18 protein-coding genes, 2 tRNA genes and 2 pseudogenes are annotated in these 17793 nt (G+C 63.3%); 14 read left to right on the forward strand and 8 right to left on the reverse strand.

Annotation, left to right across the window (positions count from 1 at the left end):
- The first annotated feature begins 189 nt into the window (after positions 1 to 189).
- Positions 190 to 429: a hypothetical protein gene (locus SO180_RS23480; protein WP_449381208.1), complete on the forward strand. Its 240-nt coding sequence runs from the start codon at positions 190 to 192 to the stop codon at positions 427 to 429.
- A gap of 9 nt (positions 430 to 438) precedes the next feature.
- Here the strand turns inward: SO180_RS23480 and SO180_RS23485 are convergent, their stop codons facing one another.
- The gene (locus SO180_RS23485) at positions 439 to 693 is read right to left on the reverse strand and encodes a hypothetical protein (protein WP_449381209.1); all 255 of its coding nucleotides are present in this window, start codon (positions 691 to 693) and stop codon (positions 439 to 441) included.
- 290 nt (positions 694 to 983) lie between these two features.
- Positions 984 to 1373 carry a hypothetical protein gene (locus SO180_RS23490; RefSeq protein WP_449381210.1) on the reverse strand — a complete coding sequence of 130 codons (390 nt, stop codon included), beginning with the start codon at positions 1371 to 1373 and terminating at the stop codon, positions 984 to 986.
- Between the two features lie 100 nt (positions 1374 to 1473).
- Here SO180_RS23490 and SO180_RS23495 point away from each other — a divergent pair, with 100 nt between their 5' ends.
- The 4 genes and pseudogenes from SO180_RS23495 to SO180_RS23510 all read left to right on the forward strand — a co-directional run bounded on the left by SO180_RS23495 (position 1474) and on the right by SO180_RS23510 (position 5059).
- Complete coding sequence (locus SO180_RS23495) at positions 1474 to 1638, forward strand: hypothetical protein (protein ID WP_449381211.1); 165 nt, start codon at positions 1474 to 1476, stop codon at positions 1636 to 1638.
- An 84-nt stretch (positions 1639 to 1722) separates the two neighbouring features.
- Complete coding sequence (locus SO180_RS23500; protein WP_449381212.1) at positions 1723 to 2223, forward strand: GNAT family N-acetyltransferase; 501 nt, start codon at positions 1723 to 1725, stop codon at positions 2221 to 2223.
- Positions 2224 to 2372: 149 nt separating this feature from the next.
- A pseudogene (locus SO180_RS23505) lies at positions 2373 to 4069 on the forward strand (methyl-accepting chemotaxis protein).
- 270 nt (positions 4070 to 4339) lie between these two features.
- Positions 4340 to 5059 (forward strand): class I SAM-dependent methyltransferase, encoded by a 720-nt coding sequence (locus tag SO180_RS23510; protein WP_449381213.1) that lies wholly within the window; start codon positions 4340 to 4342, stop codon positions 5057 to 5059.
- A 14-nt stretch (positions 5060 to 5073) separates the two neighbouring features.
- Here SO180_RS23510 and SO180_RS23515 read toward each other — a convergent pair whose 3' ends face one another.
- The gene (locus SO180_RS23515; RefSeq protein WP_449381214.1) at positions 5074 to 5805 is read right to left on the reverse strand and encodes a dienelactone hydrolase family protein; all 732 of its coding nucleotides are present in this window, start codon (positions 5803 to 5805) and stop codon (positions 5074 to 5076) included.
- 105 nt (positions 5806 to 5910) lie between these two features.
- On the opposite strand from SO180_RS23515, the gene SO180_RS23520 reads away from it, so the two are divergent.
- The 3 genes from SO180_RS23520 to SO180_RS23530 all read left to right on the forward strand — a co-directional run bounded on the left by SO180_RS23520 (position 5911) and on the right by SO180_RS23530 (position 9052).
- On the forward strand, positions 5911 to 6627 hold the full coding sequence (locus SO180_RS23520) for a class I SAM-dependent methyltransferase (RefSeq protein WP_449381215.1): 717 nt from the start codon (positions 5911 to 5913) through the stop codon (positions 6625 to 6627).
- 101 nt (positions 6628 to 6728) lie between these two features.
- Entirely contained in the window at positions 6729 to 8567 is a 1839-nt protein-coding gene (locus SO180_RS23525; protein ID WP_449381216.1) for an outer membrane protein assembly factor BamB family protein, read from the forward strand.
- A 311-nt stretch (positions 8568 to 8878) separates the two neighbouring features.
- Positions 8879 to 9052: a hypothetical protein gene (locus SO180_RS23530; protein WP_449381217.1), complete on the forward strand. Its 174-nt coding sequence runs from the start codon at positions 8879 to 8881 to the stop codon at positions 9050 to 9052.
- 485 nt (positions 9053 to 9537) lie between these two features.
- Here SO180_RS23530 and SO180_RS23535 read toward each other — a convergent pair.
- From SO180_RS23535 to SO180_RS23545, 3 genes and pseudogenes are all read right to left on the reverse strand, one after another.
- A pseudogene (locus SO180_RS23535) lies at positions 9538 to 9813 on the reverse strand (septal ring lytic transglycosylase RlpA family protein); the annotation flags it as partial.
- Between the two features lie 556 nt (positions 9814 to 10369).
- A tRNA-Thr gene (locus tag SO180_RS23540) sits at positions 10370 to 10444 on the reverse strand.
- Between the two features lie 179 nt (positions 10445 to 10623).
- Complete coding sequence (locus SO180_RS23545; protein ID WP_449381218.1) at positions 10624 to 11097, reverse strand: hypothetical protein; 474 nt, start codon at positions 11095 to 11097, stop codon at positions 10624 to 10626.
- A gap of 313 nt (positions 11098 to 11410) precedes the next feature.
- Between SO180_RS23545 and SO180_RS23550 the strand changes: the two genes are divergently transcribed.
- A complete protein-coding gene (locus SO180_RS23550; RefSeq protein ID WP_449381219.1) occupies positions 11411 to 11905 on the forward strand; it encodes a hypothetical protein in 495 nt (164 codons plus the stop codon).
- A 60-nt stretch (positions 11906 to 11965) separates the two neighbouring features.
- Complete coding sequence (locus tag SO180_RS23555; RefSeq protein WP_449381220.1) at positions 11966 to 12442, forward strand: hypothetical protein; 477 nt, start codon at positions 11966 to 11968, stop codon at positions 12440 to 12442.
- A 74-nt stretch (positions 12443 to 12516) separates the two neighbouring features.
- Here the strand turns inward: SO180_RS23555 and rlmB are convergent, their stop codons facing one another.
- Positions 12517 to 13347 (reverse strand): 23S rRNA (guanosine(2251)-2'-O)-methyltransferase RlmB, encoded by an 831-nt coding sequence (gene rlmB / locus SO180_RS23560; RefSeq protein WP_449381221.1) that lies wholly within the window; start codon positions 13345 to 13347, stop codon positions 12517 to 12519.
- Between the two features lie 212 nt (positions 13348 to 13559).
- On the opposite strand from rlmB, the gene SO180_RS23565 reads away from it, so the two are divergent.
- A tRNA-Tyr gene (locus SO180_RS23565) sits at positions 13560 to 13645 on the forward strand.
- Between the two features lie 471 nt (positions 13646 to 14116).
- Here the strand turns inward: SO180_RS23565 and SO180_RS23570 are convergent.
- On the reverse strand, positions 14117 to 15010 hold the full coding sequence (locus SO180_RS23570; RefSeq protein ID WP_449381222.1) for a LysR substrate-binding domain-containing protein: 894 nt from the start codon (positions 15008 to 15010) through the stop codon (positions 14117 to 14119).
- Positions 15011 to 15118: 108 nt separating this feature from the next.
- On the opposite strand from SO180_RS23570, the gene SO180_RS23575 reads away from it, so the two are divergent.
- Genes SO180_RS23575 through SO180_RS23585 form a run of 3 tightly spaced genes read left to right on the forward strand, consistent with a single transcriptional unit; the run spans position 15119 to position 17747 of the window.
- Positions 15119 to 15868, forward strand: a complete 750-nt coding sequence (locus SO180_RS23575) for an SDR family NAD(P)-dependent oxidoreductase (RefSeq protein WP_449381223.1) — start codon at positions 15119 to 15121, stop codon at positions 15866 to 15868.
- Between the two features lie 14 nt (positions 15869 to 15882).
- The gene (locus SO180_RS23580; protein ID WP_449381224.1) at positions 15883 to 16731 is read left to right on the forward strand and encodes a transketolase; all 849 of its coding nucleotides are present in this window, start codon (positions 15883 to 15885) and stop codon (positions 16729 to 16731) included.
- A complete protein-coding gene (locus SO180_RS23585) occupies positions 16728 to 17747 on the forward strand; it encodes a transketolase family protein (RefSeq protein WP_449381225.1) in 1020 nt (339 codons plus the stop codon). The genes SO180_RS23580 and SO180_RS23585 overlap by 4 nt, the downstream gene beginning before the upstream one ends.
- The last annotated feature ends 46 nt before the right edge of the window (positions 17748 to 17793 follow it).

The following is a 17793-nucleotide window of genomic DNA, read 5'->3' on the forward strand; positions in this document are numbered from 1 at the left end:
CCTCAGGCAGCAAACGACACACTGCAAAGGCCGGCTCCGCCGGCCTTTGTTTTTTCGGAAGCTCGTCTCACCAGCACGGTCTCACCAGCGTCATGGGCATGCGGTAAAGCAAAAATAATTTTTGCCTCTTAGGGAACACGCTGCCGGAACGCGTTATTATTGATTGCCGGGCTGGGTGGGATGACGAACATGCGTATCTTGGCGTCGGTGGTGATCTCGTTATTCGTCACGCTGCCGTGCTCGGCACAGACGATCCTCAAATCCGAACCGCTGGTATTGGCGCCCTATGAGGTGGCCTTCGTGCAGGATTTCTCCTGCGGACTGGGCCGGGTGCTGAAGGTCACGGGCGCGATCCGCGGCCTGCATCGGCGCAAGGCGTGCGTGGTGTTGTCGGGCGAGCAGGCATCGCTAGCGGTCGCAACGCCCTGATGCGCATCTTCACGAATTGAACTGCAGCTCCAATCGGGATTGCCGCTCGGCGTCTGACTTGTTCTTGGCCGGATCCTCATCGGGACCAATGCGGCACGGCTTGATTTCGTAGTCATTGTCCAGGACGCGGCGCGGCCCCGGCCTGTCCTCGTCGGTGGCGACGTCCACGACCAGACCACTCTGCTGCGCGAATTTCCAGACATCGGCCTCGCTTGGGTAGGCCTTGCTGAGTTGGGCGTCGTTGCAAAACAGCGCGTACGGCATCGGTCCTGCCTCCCGCAACGGCCTTAACGCTTGAGCGGATTGAGGGTTTCAGCCTGGCTTTATTGGACGGCGAGTGATCACGGATCCGTGAATGGGACGTCCGGGCGTGAGTCGTAAACGAGTCCTGAATCCCAGGAAAAAGAATCCTTGGGACTCCTCGGCTGGAATCAGCGGATGTTTCTGGCCATGACGACTGGCCTGAAAACCTCCTGCGAGCACATGCTCCTGCCGCTCATACTGGCGCTGTTCGGCGCCTGTGCGGCCAATCTGCTGCTGGTCTGGTCCTGGCTCTAGTGGCCTGAGGCCGGCGGCCGAGGCGGGGGAGTGCTGATGGCGTCCCTGACCTTGGCGAGGGTCGACTGGCAAAACTCCTCGCGCTCGCGCTCGAAACGCTCCTGATGCTTGCGGAAGTTGGCAACCCGCGCCTGCACTTCGCTGCGGAAATCGCCCGATCTCCTGGGCGGCGCGACTTGGAAGGCCTGGGGCGGCGGCTCCGCCTGCGGCGGCTGCTCGACCTCACGGGTCTCTTCGACCGCCATCACGGAAGCGACCTCCACGGCCGTCGGAGGGGGCACGGAATCAGGCCCCGTCGGGAGCTGCTCCTCCTTCCGACCGGTCACGGATTGAACAAAGGCCAATGTCTGCGCGATCAGCGCATCGCGTTCCCTGATCCACTTCATGGTCCACCTCTGCCCGCCCTATTCCAGCAAACCGGCTGCTCCGAATCAAGGCATGCTTGCAGGGATTGCATATTTTTCCCGATCGCACGAAACTGTGGCAATGAAACCGAAGGACGAATGGCTGGAAGAGGCCGAGGGCCTGCGCCTAGTGCGCGCATTTCTGTTGCTGCCGCCCGACAAGCGGCGGCTCGTGCTCCAGTTCGCCGATGATCTGGCGCGCGCGCAGGACCGCCACGAGGAGAGGACGGAAGCGTCCCCGACCTGAGCAACGACGGCGCCCTCGCTCAGGCTGTAGCTGTATCTACGCACAGCTTGCGCGTTCGTGCGGCCTCGGTTCTTATTTGGCGCCATGACCGAGATAGAAACGGCCGAGATAGAGACCTCCATCGTCAACCCCGACACGCCTGATATCGATATCTGCGCGCGCTGGCGCGCGGAGACGTTTGCGGTGCTCGAGGCGACCGTCGAGCAGGAGCGACGCACGCTCAATCGGTTCGCGGCGGACCAGACGCGGCAGGTAGCCTTGATCGCCAAGCGCGGGACGGTGCCGGTCGGCACCTGCCTGCTGGTGCCTTCCGAAATCGAGCCCAATCACCAGGTCTCGCCGTGGCTTGCAGGATTGTTCGTGGCGCCCGAGCATCGGCGGCATGGGGCAGGCGCCGCTCTGGTGCGCGCGATCGAGGCGCAGGCCTGCCTGCGCGGCTTTGCACGGATCTTCCTCTACACGACCAGCGCCGCGGGGTTTTATCAGCGGCTCGGCTGGGACCTTGTCGAGCACACCGACTGGAAGGGCTTTGGACGTACCGCTTTCATGTCGCGTGCGATCCAGCCGATGTCGCCACAGACATAGAAAAATTACACGAAGCTTACAAAGCCCGCACCAAAAGCCATCTTCCCGTAATTTTACGCGCGGCATTTTGTATCAAATCTTAACGTCCGTCGGTTCCATTGGGTTCCGCGCCGGGAACGCTGTGGATGCTCCAAATCGGATGAATTGTGATGCGCTTTTTGAATAATCTGAAAATTCTTGAAAGTCGGTCTGATCGTTACGGTGCTGGGCTGTGCGCTCCTGGGCGTTGCGGCATTCAGCGCCGTCCAGCTTTCCTCGACGGTGGACAATTTCGCGGAGCTGTCGGACGCACAGTCGGCGGCGCTAAGCCTCACCCGCGCGCAGCGCCGAATGGAGACCTATCACGCTGCCCTTTATGCCGTGATGACCGAGACTTCCGAGGAGGGGAACGCCAGGCGGCTGAAAATCGCTAGCGAAAATCGCGGCTCGATTCCCGGCTTTCTCGAAGCCGCGATCAAGGAGGATGCAGGCCGTGCCGGCGAAATCCGCGCCATCGGCGACAAGCTGAAGGGCGTGTTTGCCGCGTGCGATCCGGTGCTGGAGGCTGGCGCCAAGGCAAGCACACCGGAAGAGAATGCCAGGGTCGCCGATCGCGCCCACAAGGAATGCGATCCGGCGCTGGACGTTGCGCTTGCCGACATCGCGAAGTTCGCAGCCGAGACCGCCGAGCGCGTCATCAAGCGCAAGGAAGAGATCGGCCTTCAGGCCCACGCTTCCACTACGACCGTGATCGGTGTCAGCGCCGCCGGTCTGCTCCTCGGCGTCGTCATCGCGCTCTTCATCGGCCTCAAGGCGATGTCGCAGCCGATTGCCCGGCTCAAGCTTGCGATGGAAGGATTGGCCCGGAACGATCTTTCAACCGAGGTGCCCGAGAAGGACCGTCGCGACGAGATCGGCGAGATGGCGAAGACGGTCGAGATTTTCAAGACCAATGCGCTCGAGGTCGAGCGCCTCAAGAAGGCCCAGGAGGACACCGAGCGGCAGGCCGCCGCGCAGCGCCGGCGCGATATGGTCGATCTTGCCGACGGATTCGAGCGCGCAGTCGGCGAGATCATCGACACTGTCGGCTCCGCCTCCACCGAGCTCGAAGCGTCCTCCTCGACGCTCGCGACCACGGCGCAGCGTGCGCAGCAACTCACCCTCGGTCGTCGCGGTGGCCTCCGGCGAAGCCACCGGCAACGTTCAGTCGGTCGCCACCGCGACCGAGGAGCTGTCGTCCTCGGTCAACGAGATCAGCCGCCAGGTACAGGAATCCGCGCGGATGGCGATCGATGCGGTGGGCCAGGCGCGCTCGACCACCGAGCGGGTCAGCCAGCTCTCGACCGCGGCCACACGGATCGGCGACGTGGTCGAGTTGATCAACACGATTGCCGGCCAGACCAATCTGCTTGCGCTGAACGCCACCATCGAGGCAGCGCGGGCCGGTGAGGCCGGCCGCGGCTTTGCGGTCGTCGCCTCCGAGGTCAAATCGTTGGCCGAGCAGACCGCGAAGGCGACCGGCGAGATCAGTCAGCAGATTTCCGGCATACAGACCGCCACCCAGGATTCGGTGACGGCGATCCGCGAGATCTCGGCGACCATCGAGCGGCTGTCGGAGGTGTCCTCGACGATTGCCGCGGCGGTCGAAGAGCAGGGCGCCGCGACGCAGGAGATCGCACGCAACGTTCAGCAGGCCGCCCACGGCACCCACCAGGTGTCCTCGAATATCAATGACGTGCAGCGCGGCGCCGCCGAGACCGGCTCGGCGTCCTCGCAGGTGCTCTCGACCGCGAAGATGCTGGCGACCGACAGCAACCGGCTGAAGCTCGAAGTCGGCAAATTCCTCTCGACGGTGCGCGCCGGCTAAATCCGGCAGCGCAAATGACCCGGCGGCCCTTGCGCCGCCGGGTGCGCCGCACAGCTTATGGCGGAGTCATCAAAAGAGCCAACACGACCGCGAACAGCATGCCCGTCGCAACGACGGCGGCGACCGCACCAGCGGTGATCTTGGCTCTCTCTCGGGCGGTGACAGGGCGCATGCGGCACGCAAATTAGCTCATGTTGAACTTCGATCCAACGTGTGGTTAATGGCCGTCCCCGCGAAGCAGCGGTCAACATCCATTCCTCAAGGACATCCATGAGCGACGATGTCAGCGACGGCTGGGCAGCTTCTGCTTCCGCATGGATCGTGGAGCAGGGGGACGACGGGGACTACGGCCGCCGCTTCGTGCTGGACGCGCCGATGCGGGCGCGGATCGAGGGACGCGGCTTCCATCGTGCGCTGGATGTCGGCTGCGGAGAGGGGCGCTTCTGCCGCATCATGCAGCGTGCCGGCATCGCAACCACCGGCATCGATCCGACCGAGGCGCTGCTCGCGCGCGCCAGAGAGTTGGACCCGCATGGCGACTATCGGCTCGGCCGCGCCGAAACGATGGATGTCGATGCGTCCTTCGACCTGGTTGTCAGCTATCTCAGCCTGATCGATATACCGGATCTCGGCACGGGAATCGCGAAGATGGTGGCGGCGCTGCGGCCGGGCGGCATGCTCCTGATCGCGAATTTGACGAGCTTCAACACCGCCGGCCCGCCGGAAGGATGGATCCGCGATGGCGGGGGTACCTTGCGATTCCCGATCGATCACTACATGGACGAGCGGGCGAACTGGATTGCCTGGCGCGGCATCCGGATCCAGAACTGGCACCGTCCGCTGAGCACCTACATGACGCTGCTGCTCGATCATGGTCTGCAGTTGCGCCTGTTCAGCGAGCCTCAGCCCACGGGCGGGGATCCCGAAAGGAACGCGTTGCATCGCCGCGTACCCTATTTCCACATTATGGAGTGGCAGAAGCCGGCTTGAGGGGCTTGCGTGATTCAGCCCGCGAGCCTTGCCTGAAAGAACCGGCTGATGCGGTCGATCGCATCCGCGGTCATCGGATCGGTGTCGGAGAAGTCAAAGCCGTGCGGCTTGCCGGGATAGGGCACGAACTCGGCTTCCGCCCCGACGGATTTCGCGAGCTCGATCAATTTCTTTCCGTTCGCGATCGGCACGTTCTGGTCGGCCTCGCCGTGCAGCTCGATCATCGGCGGCAGGTGCTTGACCTTGCCGGCCATCGCATCGGGCATGCCGCCATAGAGCACGGCGAGCGCGGCGATGCGCTCGTCGCGCGCGGCCGTGTTGGCGGCGATGAAGCCGCCGAGCGAAAAGCCCAAGAGGCCGACACGCCCCGAGCTGTCGGGCTGCCCCAGGATGGTTGTCACGGTGGCGGAGACCGTGTCCGACCAGCCGTCGAACCGCGTCGCCTCGAAAGTCTCGCGGCTCGCCTTCGTGCTGGTCTTGGAGATGAGCGTCGCGGTGTCGCGCTCGGTCATGTAGCGGAGCAAATAGGCATCGATGCCCTTGGCCGAAAGCGCGTCGGCGTACCGCTCATAGGCGCGACGCCTGAGCTCGATGCCGCGCGAGCCGTGGAGCAGAATCACTGCGGGGCGTTTTCCGGAAACTTCCGCGGCATAGCGCGTCAAGGTGTCGTTACCGGGCTCGGCGCGTGCCGCAGGCGACAGCGAGAGCAAGGCCAGACCTGCAAGGGTGGTTCGTCGCGTGATCATCACTCGGCTCTCTTCAAGAAGGATTCCGATCGGGAAGCGCCGCCTGTATAATGCGCCTGCGACGGAAATTTGACTTGCCGTACATCTTTCTCGAGGCCTTGCCCGATGATCCCGGATCGTCCGCCCGTGCTCGCCCATCAGCGCTTCGTTGCCGATCGCGAGAACTTTGCCGGTCTCGATCTTGCCGGACGGTTCGAGCGCATCGTCCGTACCAATCTGTGGGGCGCTCCGACCTCGGTCTCGGGGCTCGGCTCCGAAGACCCGGCCACAGCCGCGATCAAGGGAGCGCTGCCGCCTTTGCTGCGACGGCTCGGCGTGCGCTCGCTGCTCGATGCGCCGTGCGGGGATGCCGGCTGGATCGGCAGATGCGGGCTCGATGTCGACTACATCGGAGTCGATATCGTGCCGTCACTGATCGAAGCCAACCGCAGGCAGGTTGCGCAGGGCGAACTCCTGGGTCGTTTCATTAGCGCTGACATCACGCGAGACGAGCTGCCTCAGGCCGACGTCATTCTGTGCCGGGATTGTTTGGTGCACCTGAGCTTTCAGAACATCTCCCGCGCCCTGGGACGTTTCCGCGCCAGTGGTGCGCGTTTCCTGCTGGCCACCACTTTTCCGGCGTGGCAGGACAACCTCGACTGCGAGGATGGCGACTGGCGCGCATTGAATCTCGAGCGAGCGCCGTTCGGCTGGCCTGCGCCGCTGGAGGTGATCAACGAACGCTGCGAGGAGGGCGGAGGCGGCTGGCGAGACAAGAGCCTCGGGCTGTGGCGGCTCGCCGATCTGTCCGGTGAGACAGGAGACACTGGAAGGGCCGTTTGACCGATGTCGCCACGACGTCGGTTGCGCTCGTCGATGCCTTCGCACTACACTTCCTCTTGCGTGATGGAATTTCGCCTCGCTGCTCCTGCCCGGGGGGAACGATGAAGCTGGACGCGATCGTGGCCTTGTTGCTGATCTCCTGTGGCGCTCCTGCGATCGCGCAGGATGGCGCCGCGCTTTACGCCACACATTGCGCGCAGTGCCACGACGGCAGCGACGCACAGAGCCGGGTGCCGCCTCGCAGCGCGATGCAGGCGATGTCGTTCGAGCATGTGCTGGCAGCGCTCAGCACCGGCAGCATGGCCGCGATGGCGCAGGGGCGCAGCGATGACGAGCGCAAGGCGATCGCATCCTTTGTCACCGGCAAGCTGGCCGTTAGCGGCGGGGCCGCGGCGGCCGACGCGTCCGGCCGCTGCACGCAAGCCGTCACCGCCTTTCCGCAAAGCATCGACGGGCCGCGCTGGAATGGCTGGGGCGCCGATCTCAACAACAGCCGCTTCCAGCCGGCGGGAATGGCCGGGCTGACGGCGGAGCAGGTGCCGCATCTGACGTTGAAATGGGTGTATGCATTTCCCGGCGCGACACTCGCCTTCGCGCAGCCGACGGTCGCCGGCGGGCTGCTGTTCGTTGGCGGCGCCGATCGCAAGGTGCGGGCGCTGGATGCGAAGCGCGGCTGCACGGTGTGGACATTTGCACCGGACCTCGCGGTCCGCGCGGCGATCAGCTTCGGGCAGGTCCCGGGCACGGATCAGTTCGCGGTATTTTTCGGCGATGGCCGCGCCAGCGCCTATGCCGTCAATGCGCTGACCGGCGCACTGATCTGGAAAGTGAACGTCGAAGAGCATCCGGCCGCCCGGATCACCGGCGCTCCGGTGCTTTATTCCGGCGTGCTTTACGTGCCGGTCTCTTCGATCGAGGAGGTAGCCGGATCGCAGCCGAACTACGAATGCTGCACCTTCCGCGGCAGCCTCGTCGCGCTGGAGGCGGCGACCGGCAAGCTGATCTGGAAGGCCTACACGATCCCCGAGGTGCCGCAGCCGACGACGAGGAATGCGCGCGGCACGCAGCTCTATGGTCCGTCCGGCGCCGCTATCTGGTCGGCGCCGACGATCGACACCGAGCGGAACGCGATCTATGTCGCGACCAGCAATTCCTATTCGGACCCGCCGGCCGCAACCAGCGATGCGGTGCTTGCGTTCGAGCTCGCAAGCGGACGGCTGCTTTGGAAGCAGCAGGCGACGCCGAAGGATGCCTTTGTCGTGGCCTGCTTCGCCGCAGACCAGACCAATTGTCCTGACGCTCACGGTCCGGATCATGATTTCGGCCAGTCGCCGATCCTGGTGAAGATGCGCGACGGCAAGCGCGTCCTCGTCATCGGCCAGAAATCGGGCGTCGTGCACGCGCTCGATCCGGATAGCGAGGGCAAGATCCTCTGGCAGACGCGGATCGGGAAGGGTGGTCCGCTGGGTGGCACCGAGTGGGGCTCGGCCGCGGACCAGGACCGCATCTATGTCGCGATCTCCGACGTGCGTTTCCTGCGCGATGGCACGCGGCGGCTCGACTCCACGCAGGGCGGCGGGCTGTTCGCACTCGATCTTGCGAGCGGTAAAGTCTCGATGGAGGTGGCACCGGTGCCTTGCGGCGAGCGCCCGCAATGCAGCCCCGCGCTGTCGGCTGCCATCAGCATCATTCCCGGCGTCGTGTTCTCCGGCGGCGTCAGCGGCTACCTACGCGCCTATGCGACCGCGGATGCAAAACTGCTTTGGGAGTTCGACACCTCGCGGGACTACAAGGCCATCAACGGCGTTGCGGCGTCCGGCGGCGCGATCGACGGCCCGGGTCCGGTGATCGTCGACGGCATGCTTTACAGCAACTCCGGCTACGGCCAATGGAGCGGCGTCGCCGGCAACGTGTTGCTGGCGTTCGAGGTGGGGAAGTGAAATTGGGTAAGGCCTGCGACGTATCAGCGGGCGCAGCCGGATTCACATAGGCAAGTGCGGGAACCGGCGAAGCAGAGCACCCTTCTCGACGTGCCGCTTCAACACCGGCGCGGACGTGCGGCCTCAGCATTAAGCCTCCACCAGGGCCCCCAGATGCTGAGGCCGTTCTTTATGCTCGTCTCCAGACTGTGCTGCTTCGGGACGAACGCCAGTCGGCATTATTTACAAGCTGTGAACCATGAAAAATGATCGGAAAATTTTAGCGAAACGATCTGCGGGCCCTTTGCGTCAGTCTGCTGGAGGGTGCAGCGATGGACACAGATGCAGGTTTCGACGAGCGTGAAAGCGAGATCGCCCGCTACAGGATTTTGGCGCAGGAGGTGACGGACCCGCTCGCCGCGCGTCTGTTGCACCACATCGTCATTGATCTCGAAGCCGACCTGCTGCGCGAGCGCGCAGCGAGGGCAGTCAAGTCGGATGGATGAGGTGGTACGAGAAACGATGAACCGCGGGTTCGGCGAAGACACTGAATGGGCCGCGCAGGTATCGCTGAGACAGCTTGCGAATGCGCCTTTCAGTGCGGCTTCCGAAACCGGCGGTAGCTCTGTTGACGTGGTGAAGCTAGCGAGAGGTCTTCATCGCCAAGGATGACAGGAACGAGTTCGTCTCGCACAACGCGCTCCATCAGTATTTGAACGAGCTTGGTACGCGAAACCCCACGCCGCTTCGCTGCGTCTTGTAGATACTCGACTTCCAAGGAAACTACGACGTTCTTAATTGTCATTCGCCATCCCCCAAAGGTTCTTGTTCTAGGTACCCTTGCGACGAAATGCGGTGAGAATTGGCTTCTACTGGGGCCTAGTAAGATCCAACATGAGGCAGTTTATGGCCGGCCTGAAGCGTGCCCCGTACCAATTGAGGCGGCGATGCACCTTCTTAGCAGGCTGCCGGAGGTCGTCGGCAGTGTCCCCTAAAGCACCTCAGCGCGAACTTGGGCCACTCCGCGATCCGTGATCCCAAGGATGCGCGCGGCGGCAGTCGAGAGATCGAGCACGCGGCCACGAACGAACGGGCCACGGTCATTAATGGTGACGATGACGCTACTTCCGCCATGGGTCACGCGGACCTTGGTGCCGAACGGAAGGCTGCGATGCGCTGCGGTTAGAAGATTCTGATTGAAGGAAGAGCCGCTCGCTGTCTTTCCTTTTGAATACGAATAGTAGGAGGCTTTCCCGGAGAAGCCTCGGTTGGAAGGTCGAGCGTGTAAGCGAGCCTCCGGCTCTCGTGTCGCCTCCTGTTCAGTCGATGTTTGTACTTGCCGCTGATCCTGCTTTGTCTCGGCAGGAGCTGGCTCTGCGTGTGCCTTTGGAATGAGGGACCATCTATCATCGAAGGTCTGTGCTGCAGCAGGGCTCGCGAGTATCCCCACCCAAGCCGGGACTGTCGCAATAGCGACCATTCCAAAAAGCAGGTGCATGATCGGACCTCTCAAAAAATCGAAATGCAAAGGCCCAATGCAAACTCATCGAGGTGTGTTCCTGACACGCAGGAATTCGCTTGCCGAGAGGTGAATGCTTACCGCCAGCTCGCAGGATGTCAGAAGGCTATCGACAACCTCACAGGAGCGGTCGAGAAAGGACTGTTCGAAGCTGAGGAGATAGCGTCGGTTGGAGCACGCGCCGAGAAGGCCCGGCTAGAGGGCGAGTTGGCAGCCACCGACGAAACATTGTTTCCGTCGACCTTCACCCGCTATGGGGGGGGGAACCGGTCTGTAGGTAAGGCCGCATTGTCGGCTAGACCGATGGTGCCGGCTGAGGGGATTGAACCCCCGACCTTCGGTTTACAAAACCGCTGCTCTACCGCTGAGCTAAGCCGGCCACTTTCCGGGAAAATGCCACCGGCATGGCGCCGGCGGGTCCGCTTGGGTGCGGTCGCAATATCAGACTTGTCTGAAAAGAGCCAGAACCCGCCGACGCTGTCTCAAGGGAGCCGCAGCTCGATCGAAAAAAAGGCGGCCCGAGGGCCGCCTGTATCATTCGGGCTGAAAAGAAAGGCGTTATTGGCAGAGGTGCCGGCGGCCGTCATCGCCCTTGACCCAGGTGCCGGGCCTGCAAACGATGCCGTTACGGGCCGCATAGGTGTTCCAGTCGCCGTGCCAGGCGGGACCACCTTGGTCATAAGAGGCGTAGGAATTGTTCCAACCTCCGAACGGTGCTGTTGCGATAGCGCCTGCGGTGCCAACGGCCGCGCCAGTGACGGCGGCCGCGGTGCCGACGGCAGCGCCGGCGGCAGCGCCTGCCGCATCGGCCGGCCAGAAGCCGGTCTGATCATTCGGATTTGCCTGACGATAGGCGGCATGGCGGTGACGATAGTGCCGGTCAGTCGCCGTGCCAGGCGTCATGGCCTGGCAGGCGGGATCTTGGAAGAGACCCGCGCAGCGCGGGTTGTCGGTCATGGTTTGCGCGAAGGTGGGTGTCGCCAGCGCGGACGCGAGAAGGGCCGCCGCGCCAAGAAGTTTGAGGCTCGTCATGGCATTTGCTCCATGTGGTTGAGACCTTGGGTAAGTACGACGTCCGGCCGTGGTTCCGCGGATTGTCGCATGTGGGGTCACATCGACGTGAACCCGCGCAGGATGTTTGTTTGCTGCTACGCAACCGCACTGCAATGGATCATGCGATGGGCGCCTCGGATGGCTGCCGTTAACGCTTCGATAGCGCCGACGAGCGCATTTGACCGCCCGCCCATCCTTACGCGTTAGGCTTACCGGAATTTCAGCGGCAGGCCTTAACACTCTAACCGTGGTGATCGGATAGGTTCTCGGCCGATTAACCCGGGACCTTCTTATGCGCGCTGTCGCGCTGCTTGCGCTTTTGGTCGGACTGCCCGCGACGGCGCTTGCCGGCGAGGGTTTCGATATCGTGATTCCAGGCCGTCCCGGCGTGCCCATCATCATCAATGGCATCGATGCCTCCTATACCGTCGTTGAAGGCGAATGGGGGCTGGCGAAGAACGTGCAGGTGCAGCCCACCATCTATGGCGGGCGCTACGTCGGCGAACGGCAGCCGAGCGATGTCGGCCATTATTATCCAAGCATGGGCTTGCAGCCCGGCTATGGCCGCCTCGAGGTCGAGCCGCCCGCGAACCGCAAGGTGCCGCAACCAGCAGAGAGCTACTACCGGAGCTGGGGCGTGCAATCGGCGCCGCTGCCGCCTCAGGTGGATGTGCCGGCCAATCCGCCGCCGGTGATCCTTGCACCGCAGATCGACGTCGATCCGCATCGTCGTGTTCGCCCGTCGCCTCACGCGCAGGTGCCCGGCAATCATGAGCTGCACAGGTAAGTCCAGGCAGATCAACACCCAAGCAAAATCCAACAAACGGAAAATCTACAGGAGAGAGTAATGCGTCAGATGATTTCAGGATTGGTCGCGGCGGCGGCCGTGATGGTGATGGGGGCGGCGCCTGCCATGGCCTGCGGCTGGAGCCCCTGTGCGGCGCCGGTTGCACCGGTCTATTCGGGCTGCAACACCGGCTGCGGCGGCTGGGGCTTTGATCGCCTCGCCGACCCGGCCACGCAGTATTACTACGTCAACCAGGGCCCGACCTACACCGGCCCAGGCGCCTTCGCGCCGTATCCGACCTATCAGGAAGACGCAGTCGTGAACTACGGCCCGCGGTCTTACGGCTATGGCGCAACCGTCGCAGCGCGCGCCTATCCCTACTATCACCGCCGGCCGTATTACCGTCCGTATCGCTACGGCTACGGTCCGCGCTACGGCTATCTGCCGCGCGTGCACTATGGCTACGGCCCGCGCTATGGCTATCGTTACGCGCCGTACCACTACCACGGCCAGCGCGTGCTGCGCCGCTATTACTGATCCCTGATCAGTTGAGCTGAATCACGACACGCCCGTTCGCAACATGCGAACGGGCGTTTTGCTTTGTCTTGAATTCAGCGCTTCATCAGCCCGAGCCGACTCGCGCCGACGTACAACGACAGCGCGGCGGCGTTGGAGACGTTGAGGCTCTTGATCTCGCCGGGCATGTCGAGCCTCGCCACCACGCTACATGTCTCGCGCGTCAATTGCCTGAGGCCCTTGCCTTCGGCGCCGAGCACCAGCGCAAGCGGCTCGCGCAGAGCGACCTCGGAGAGATCCTCGCTGCCTTGGCTGTCGAGCCCGACGGTCTGGAAGCCGCGCTCATTGAGCGCGGTCAGGGCGCGGGCGAGATTTTGCACGGTCACGATCGGCACGAGCTCGAGCGCGCCGGAAGCGGCTTTCGCCAGCACGCCAGTCGCCTCGGGGCTGTGGCGCGCGGTGGTGACGATCGCCTTCACCGCGAAGGCCGCGGCGGAGCGCAGGATCGCGCCGACATTGTGGGGATCTGTGATCTGATCGAGCACCAGCACCATGCCTTCCTGCTCCAGGGCCTCGATGTCAGGCGAGGGCAGGGGATCGGCCTCTGCGAGCAGGCCCTGGTGCACGGCATCCGGCGAGAGCAGCCGGTCGATCTCCTGGGGACGGACGATCTCGGGGGCGATGCGGGTTTCAATGTTCTCTTCAGCGAGGCGTCTCGCCGCATTCTCGGTCAGGGTGAGCTTGCGGATCCGCCGTTCGGGGTTTTGCAGCGCCATCGTGACCGTGTGCCAACCATAGAGGATGACCGGTCCGTCGGAGTGCGAATCGCGGTCGCGCCAGGTGGGCCGGGACGCGGATTTTGCGCCTTTGTTGAAGGGCTTAGCCCCGCCGCGCCGAGGTCTTTGAGCAAACTTGCGATCGTTCATGGGCTCGCTTGTCTCACGGGTTCCGAAAGTTAGCAATTTGGGTGTCCAAAGAGGCGATTTTAGCTGCTTAGCTCGGTTGACTTTGCCCCATCGCTTCGCCCATAAACGCGCCCGGCCGCGCCCCGTGTCCCTTCGGGCAGTTGCGGTTTTCACGTCTCCATGGCCGTTTCGGTCCGCCGGCAAGGTCCGGTCCGATTGTGCTGCCGTCGAGCGGGGGAGTGTCCCGAGTGGCAAAGGGAGCTGACTGTAAATCAGCCGCCTCATGGCTTCGCAGGTTCGAGTCCTGCCTCCCCCACCATGTTGATTCTATTTCGTAAATTTACTTTCCTGGCCTGCTGAGCGGTAAGGAAGCTACGCGACCTTTTGCCTGTGGGTCACATTGTGCAGCAGGTCAACCGATCGTCTCAGCAGAGGGTACGGTTAGTTTTTTGCGCTCGGCGGCTCCATGCTTCTCTGCAGGAGCAACCGCACCTAGGTCCCCGATTCCAGATTTGCAGCCTGGTGCGCCCATACTGGAGCAACGGCAACAGCGAACGGGCGTGGCGCTTGCCGGCTTCCTCGCCGTGTCCCGGACTTTGCACATGATGGGAGCCAACTACGAACCCACTGGGCTGCGATAGTCTTCCGCATCCTCGGATGTCGGGTTGAAGCTTTCTCACGGGCGCACCGGTGCTGCCGTCGCCGAGCCGCTCACTGCGCCGTCGCTTAAAGTTCCATGGACTGGTTTCTCGATCGTCGCGTTTCGCGCTGATCGAGCAATGGAGGGCTGCTAACGTGTTTGGACCCCATGAGTTAGTTTCAACTCCTTTGCAATCCACCTGGTAAACGTACGGACCGATCGCCTGTGCTTGGCCTGCGGCGGGCACACGAGGTAGTGGCCGACATAGGTGACGTCGCGAGCGCGCCCGGCGAGCGGTGCGACCAGCTGGCCGGTCGCGAGCTCGCGTTCGGCTAGCCGCGTCGATTCCAGGGTGACCCCGAGCCCGTCGGTGGCCGCGGCGATAGCCATGAAGCTGCGGTCGAACCGAAATCCGCCGGGGCTCGGTGCGGACAGGCCGTTTGTGGCGAACCAGGCGTTCCAGCGAACGCGCTTCTGCTCGCTTTCGATGAGCACCAGTTTCAAGAGGTCGGCAGGCTCACGGATCGCGCCGGCGAGAGACGGTGCGCACATAGGACGGATCGTCTCTTCGCCAAGAGGCAATACGGACAAGCCCTCCTGCCGCGGCGGCCCATAGCAGATATCGACGTCGAACTCGTCGTTGCGAAAGTGGGGATAGTCGACGCCAGCGGCGAGGCGCACCTCGAGTTCGGGATGGCCTTCAATCAGGCTTCGCAGGCGCGGCATCAGCCATTGCGCCGCCATGCTCGGCGCGCAGTGGATTCGCAACAGGTTTGACGAGCGCGCGCTTGCGACCTCGAGGCCGTGTCGCAGCTCGTCGAATCCACTCGAGACGCGACGCAACAGCTCATCGCCCGCCAGGTTGAGCCGCACTTTGCGGCCGTCGCGCTCGAACAGCGTTGTTCCGATCTGGTCCTCGAAGGCACGGATCGCGTGGCTGACCGCGCTCGGCGTCAGGCCCAATTCGCTTGCTGCCGCGCGGAATGATCTGGTGCGGGCGGCCGCCTCGAACACTCGCAATGCGCTGAGCGGAAGCTTGGACATGCCATAGGTGAACACAATTCACCTATTGATGCAAATTCCATGTATTTTCCAGCCTCTCCCTCCCAAACATAGTCAGCGGCAATCGAAACAAGATCTCACGGAGGGAACATGCTTTTGGCAGGCAAAACTGCGATCATTTCTGGAGCCGCCGGCCTGCGCGGGATCGGCTTCGCAACTGCAAAAACATTCGCAAAGAACGGCGCGCGCGTCGCAATCCTCGACATCGATGCCAAGAGTGCGGCAGGTGCCGCGGCCGAGCTCGGCAAGGACCACATCGGGTTGGCCTGCGACGTGACGAACAAAGCCGACTGTGAGCGCGCTGTCTCCGACGTGCTCAAGGCCTTCGGCCAGATCGACATCCTGATCAACAACGCCGGCATCACCCAACCGGTCAAGGTCTGGGACATTTCGTCCGAGGACTGGGATCGCATCCAGGACGTCAATCTGCGCGGCGTGCTCTTTCTCTCGCAGGCGGTCATGCCGCATATGCGCGATCGCAAATCCGGTGCGATCGCCTGTATGTCGTCGGTTTCGGCTCAGCGCGGCGGTGGCATTCTTGGCGGCGCGCATTATTCGGCGGCGAAGGCCGGCGTGCTCGGTCTTGCCAAGGCGATGGCGCGCGAACTGGGTCCCGACGGCATCCGCGTCAATTGCGTGACGCCCGGTCTGATCCAGACCGACATCAACGCCGGCAAGATATCCGAGGAGAAGCGCAAGGAGATTATTGACGGCATTCCGCTCGGCCGGCTCGGCGTGCCGCAGGACGTCGCCAACATCTATCTGTTCCTGGCTTCCGACCTCTCTGCCTACACGACGGGCGCCGTCATCGACGTCAACGGCGGCATGCTCATCCACTGAACGAGGGGACGGTCATGGCTGAAGCCGCAATGCGTACCAACGAGCCCGACATTGCCGAACGTGCCTACCGCATCCGGCGCAATGCGCTTCGGATGGGTGAGGTTCAAGGGCAGGGCTATATCGCCCAGGCACTCGATATCGCCGACGTGCTGGCCGTCGCCTACTTCCACGCGATGCGCTACCGACCTGAAGATCCCGCTTGGGAGGGGCGTGACCGCTTCCTGCTTTCGAATGGCCATTACGCCATTGCGCTCTATGCGGCGCTGATCGAGGCCGGAATTGTTCCGGATGCGGAGCTCGAGACGTACGGTTTTGACGACAGTCGGCTGCCGATGTCGGGCATGGCCAGCTACACGCCTGGCATGGAGATGTCCGGCGGTTCACTCGGACTTGGCCTCAGCATCGCGGTCGGCATGTGCCTCGGCCTCAAGCGCAAGGGTTCTGACAGCCGCGTCTACACGCTGTTCTCCGACGGCGAGCTCGACGAGGGCTCGAAGTGGGAGGCCATGATGTCGGCAGCCCACTACAAGCTCGATAACCTCATCGCCGTCGTCGACGTCAACAATCAGCAGGCCGATGGCCCCTCGGGGCAGATGATGGGCTTCGAGCCGCTGGCTGACAAGATCCGCGCGTTCGGCTGGTTCGTGCAACGGGTCGACGGCAACGATCTCAACGCCGTCGTTGCCGCCTTCGATGCAGCCAAGGCGCATGATGGCGCAAGGCCACGCATGATCATCGCCGACACGCTTATGGGCAAGGGTGTTCCTTTCCTGGAAGCGCGCGAGCGCAATCACTTCATGCGGGTGGATCAGCACGAATGGCAGCTAGCGCTGCAAGCTCTGGACGCAGGGAGGCAAGCATGAAGCCGGCCACAACGACAGCTGCGGCGGCAGCCAAGGACAAGCCGCGGCTTACCACCTCGGCCATGATTGCCTCGATTGCCGGCGAAGGACAGGCGACGAAGCCGGCTCCGTTCGGCCATGCGCTGGTCGAGCTTGCGCGCCAGCGAGCCGACATCGTCGGCATGACCGCCGATCTCGGCAAGTACACCGACCTTCACGTGTTCGCGAAGGAATTTCCGCACCGCTACTACCAGATGGGCATGGCCGAGCAGCTCCTGTTCGGTGCTGCATCCGGTCTCGCTGCGGAAGGGTTCACGCCGTTCGTCACGACCTACGCCGTTTTCGCCTCTCGCCGCGCCTATGATTTCATCCACCAGACGATCGCGGAGGAGGATCGCAACGTCAAGATTGCTTGCGCGTTGCCAGGCCTGACCTCCGGTTACGGGCCAAGTCACCAGGCCGCCGAGGATCTGGCACTGTTCCGCGCGATGCCGAACATGACCGTCATCGATCCCTGCGACGCCCACGAGATCGAGCAGGTGGTGCCGGCGATCGCGGCGCATCAAGGCCCGGTCTACATGCGGTTGTTGCGCGGGCAGGTGCCGCTCGTGCTCGAAGAATACGGCTACAGATTCGAGCTCGGCAAGGCCAAGCATTTGCGCGACGGCACCGACGTGCTCATCATCTCCTCGGGCCTGCTCACGATGCGGGCTCTGGAAGCCGCCAAGCAGCTCGAATCCGACCGCGTCGACGTGGCCGTGCTGCACGTGCCAACCATCAAGCCGCTCGACACAGAAACGATCGTGGAGGCGTGCCGCAAGCCGGGTCGTATCGTCGTGGTCGCCGAGAACCACACCGTGATCGGTGGATTGGGCGAGGCGGTGGCGGCGGCCCTGATGCGGGCGCGCGTCCATCCTGCTTTCCACCAGATCGGCTTGCCCGACGAATTCCTCGCCGCAGGCGCGCTGCCGACGTTGCATGATCGCTACGGCATTTCGACGGAGGCGATATGCGCCTCCATCAAAAGCTGGAGATGAAGGACACAACCTTCACGACAGACCAATAATCAAACAAACAGGGAGA

The organism is Bradyrhizobium sp. UFLA05-112, from assembly GCF_053572325.1.

What these genes read in the sequence shown, in the direction of transcription:
- SO180_RS23480 (WP_449381208.1), top strand. Translation starts at nt 190, where the DNA reads ATGCGTATCTTGGCGTCGGTGGTGATCTCGTTATTCGTCACGCTGCCG.
- SO180_RS23485 (WP_449381209.1), bottom strand. Translation starts at nt 693, where the DNA reads ATGCCGTACGCGCTGTTTTGCAACGACGCCCAACTCAGCAAGGCCTAC.
- SO180_RS23490 (WP_449381210.1), bottom strand. Translation starts at nt 1,373, where the DNA reads ATGAAGTGGATCAGGGAACGCGATGCGCTGATCGCGCAGACATTGGCC.
- SO180_RS23495 (WP_449381211.1), top strand. Translation starts at nt 1,474, where the DNA reads ATGAAACCGAAGGACGAATGGCTGGAAGAGGCCGAGGGCCTGCGCCTA.
- SO180_RS23500 (WP_449381212.1), top strand. Translation starts at nt 1,723, where the DNA reads ATGACCGAGATAGAAACGGCCGAGATAGAGACCTCCATCGTCAACCCC.
- SO180_RS23510 (WP_449381213.1), top strand. Translation starts at nt 4,340, where the DNA reads ATGAGCGACGATGTCAGCGACGGCTGGGCAGCTTCTGCTTCCGCATGG.
- SO180_RS23515 (WP_449381214.1), bottom strand. Translation starts at nt 5,805, where the DNA reads ATGATCACGCGACGAACCACCCTTGCAGGTCTGGCCTTGCTCTCGCTG.
- SO180_RS23520 (WP_449381215.1), top strand. Translation starts at nt 5,911, where the DNA reads ATGATCCCGGATCGTCCGCCCGTGCTCGCCCATCAGCGCTTCGTTGCC.
- SO180_RS23525 (WP_449381216.1), top strand. Translation starts at nt 6,729, where the DNA reads ATGAAGCTGGACGCGATCGTGGCCTTGTTGCTGATCTCCTGTGGCGCT.
- SO180_RS23530 (WP_449381217.1), top strand. Translation starts at nt 8,879, where the DNA reads ATGGACACAGATGCAGGTTTCGACGAGCGTGAAAGCGAGATCGCCCGC.
- SO180_RS23545 (WP_449381218.1), bottom strand. Translation starts at nt 11,097, where the DNA reads ATGACGAGCCTCAAACTTCTTGGCGCGGCGGCCCTTCTCGCGTCCGCG.
- SO180_RS23550 (WP_449381219.1), top strand. Translation starts at nt 11,411, where the DNA reads ATGCGCGCTGTCGCGCTGCTTGCGCTTTTGGTCGGACTGCCCGCGACG.
- SO180_RS23555 (WP_449381220.1), top strand. Translation starts at nt 11,966, where the DNA reads ATGCGTCAGATGATTTCAGGATTGGTCGCGGCGGCGGCCGTGATGGTG.
- rlmB (WP_449381221.1), bottom strand. Translation starts at nt 13,347, where the DNA reads ATGAACGATCGCAAGTTTGCTCAAAGACCTCGGCGCGGCGGGGCTAAG.
- SO180_RS23570 (WP_449381222.1), bottom strand. Translation starts at nt 15,010, where the DNA reads ATGTCCAAGCTTCCGCTCAGCGCATTGCGAGTGTTCGAGGCGGCCGCC.
- SO180_RS23575 (WP_449381223.1), top strand. Translation starts at nt 15,119, where the DNA reads ATGCTTTTGGCAGGCAAAACTGCGATCATTTCTGGAGCCGCCGGCCTG.
- SO180_RS23580 (WP_449381224.1), top strand. Translation starts at nt 15,883, where the DNA reads ATGGCTGAAGCCGCAATGCGTACCAACGAGCCCGACATTGCCGAACGT.
- SO180_RS23585 (WP_449381225.1), top strand. Translation starts at nt 16,728, where the DNA reads ATGAAGCCGGCCACAACGACAGCTGCGGCGGCAGCCAAGGACAAGCCG.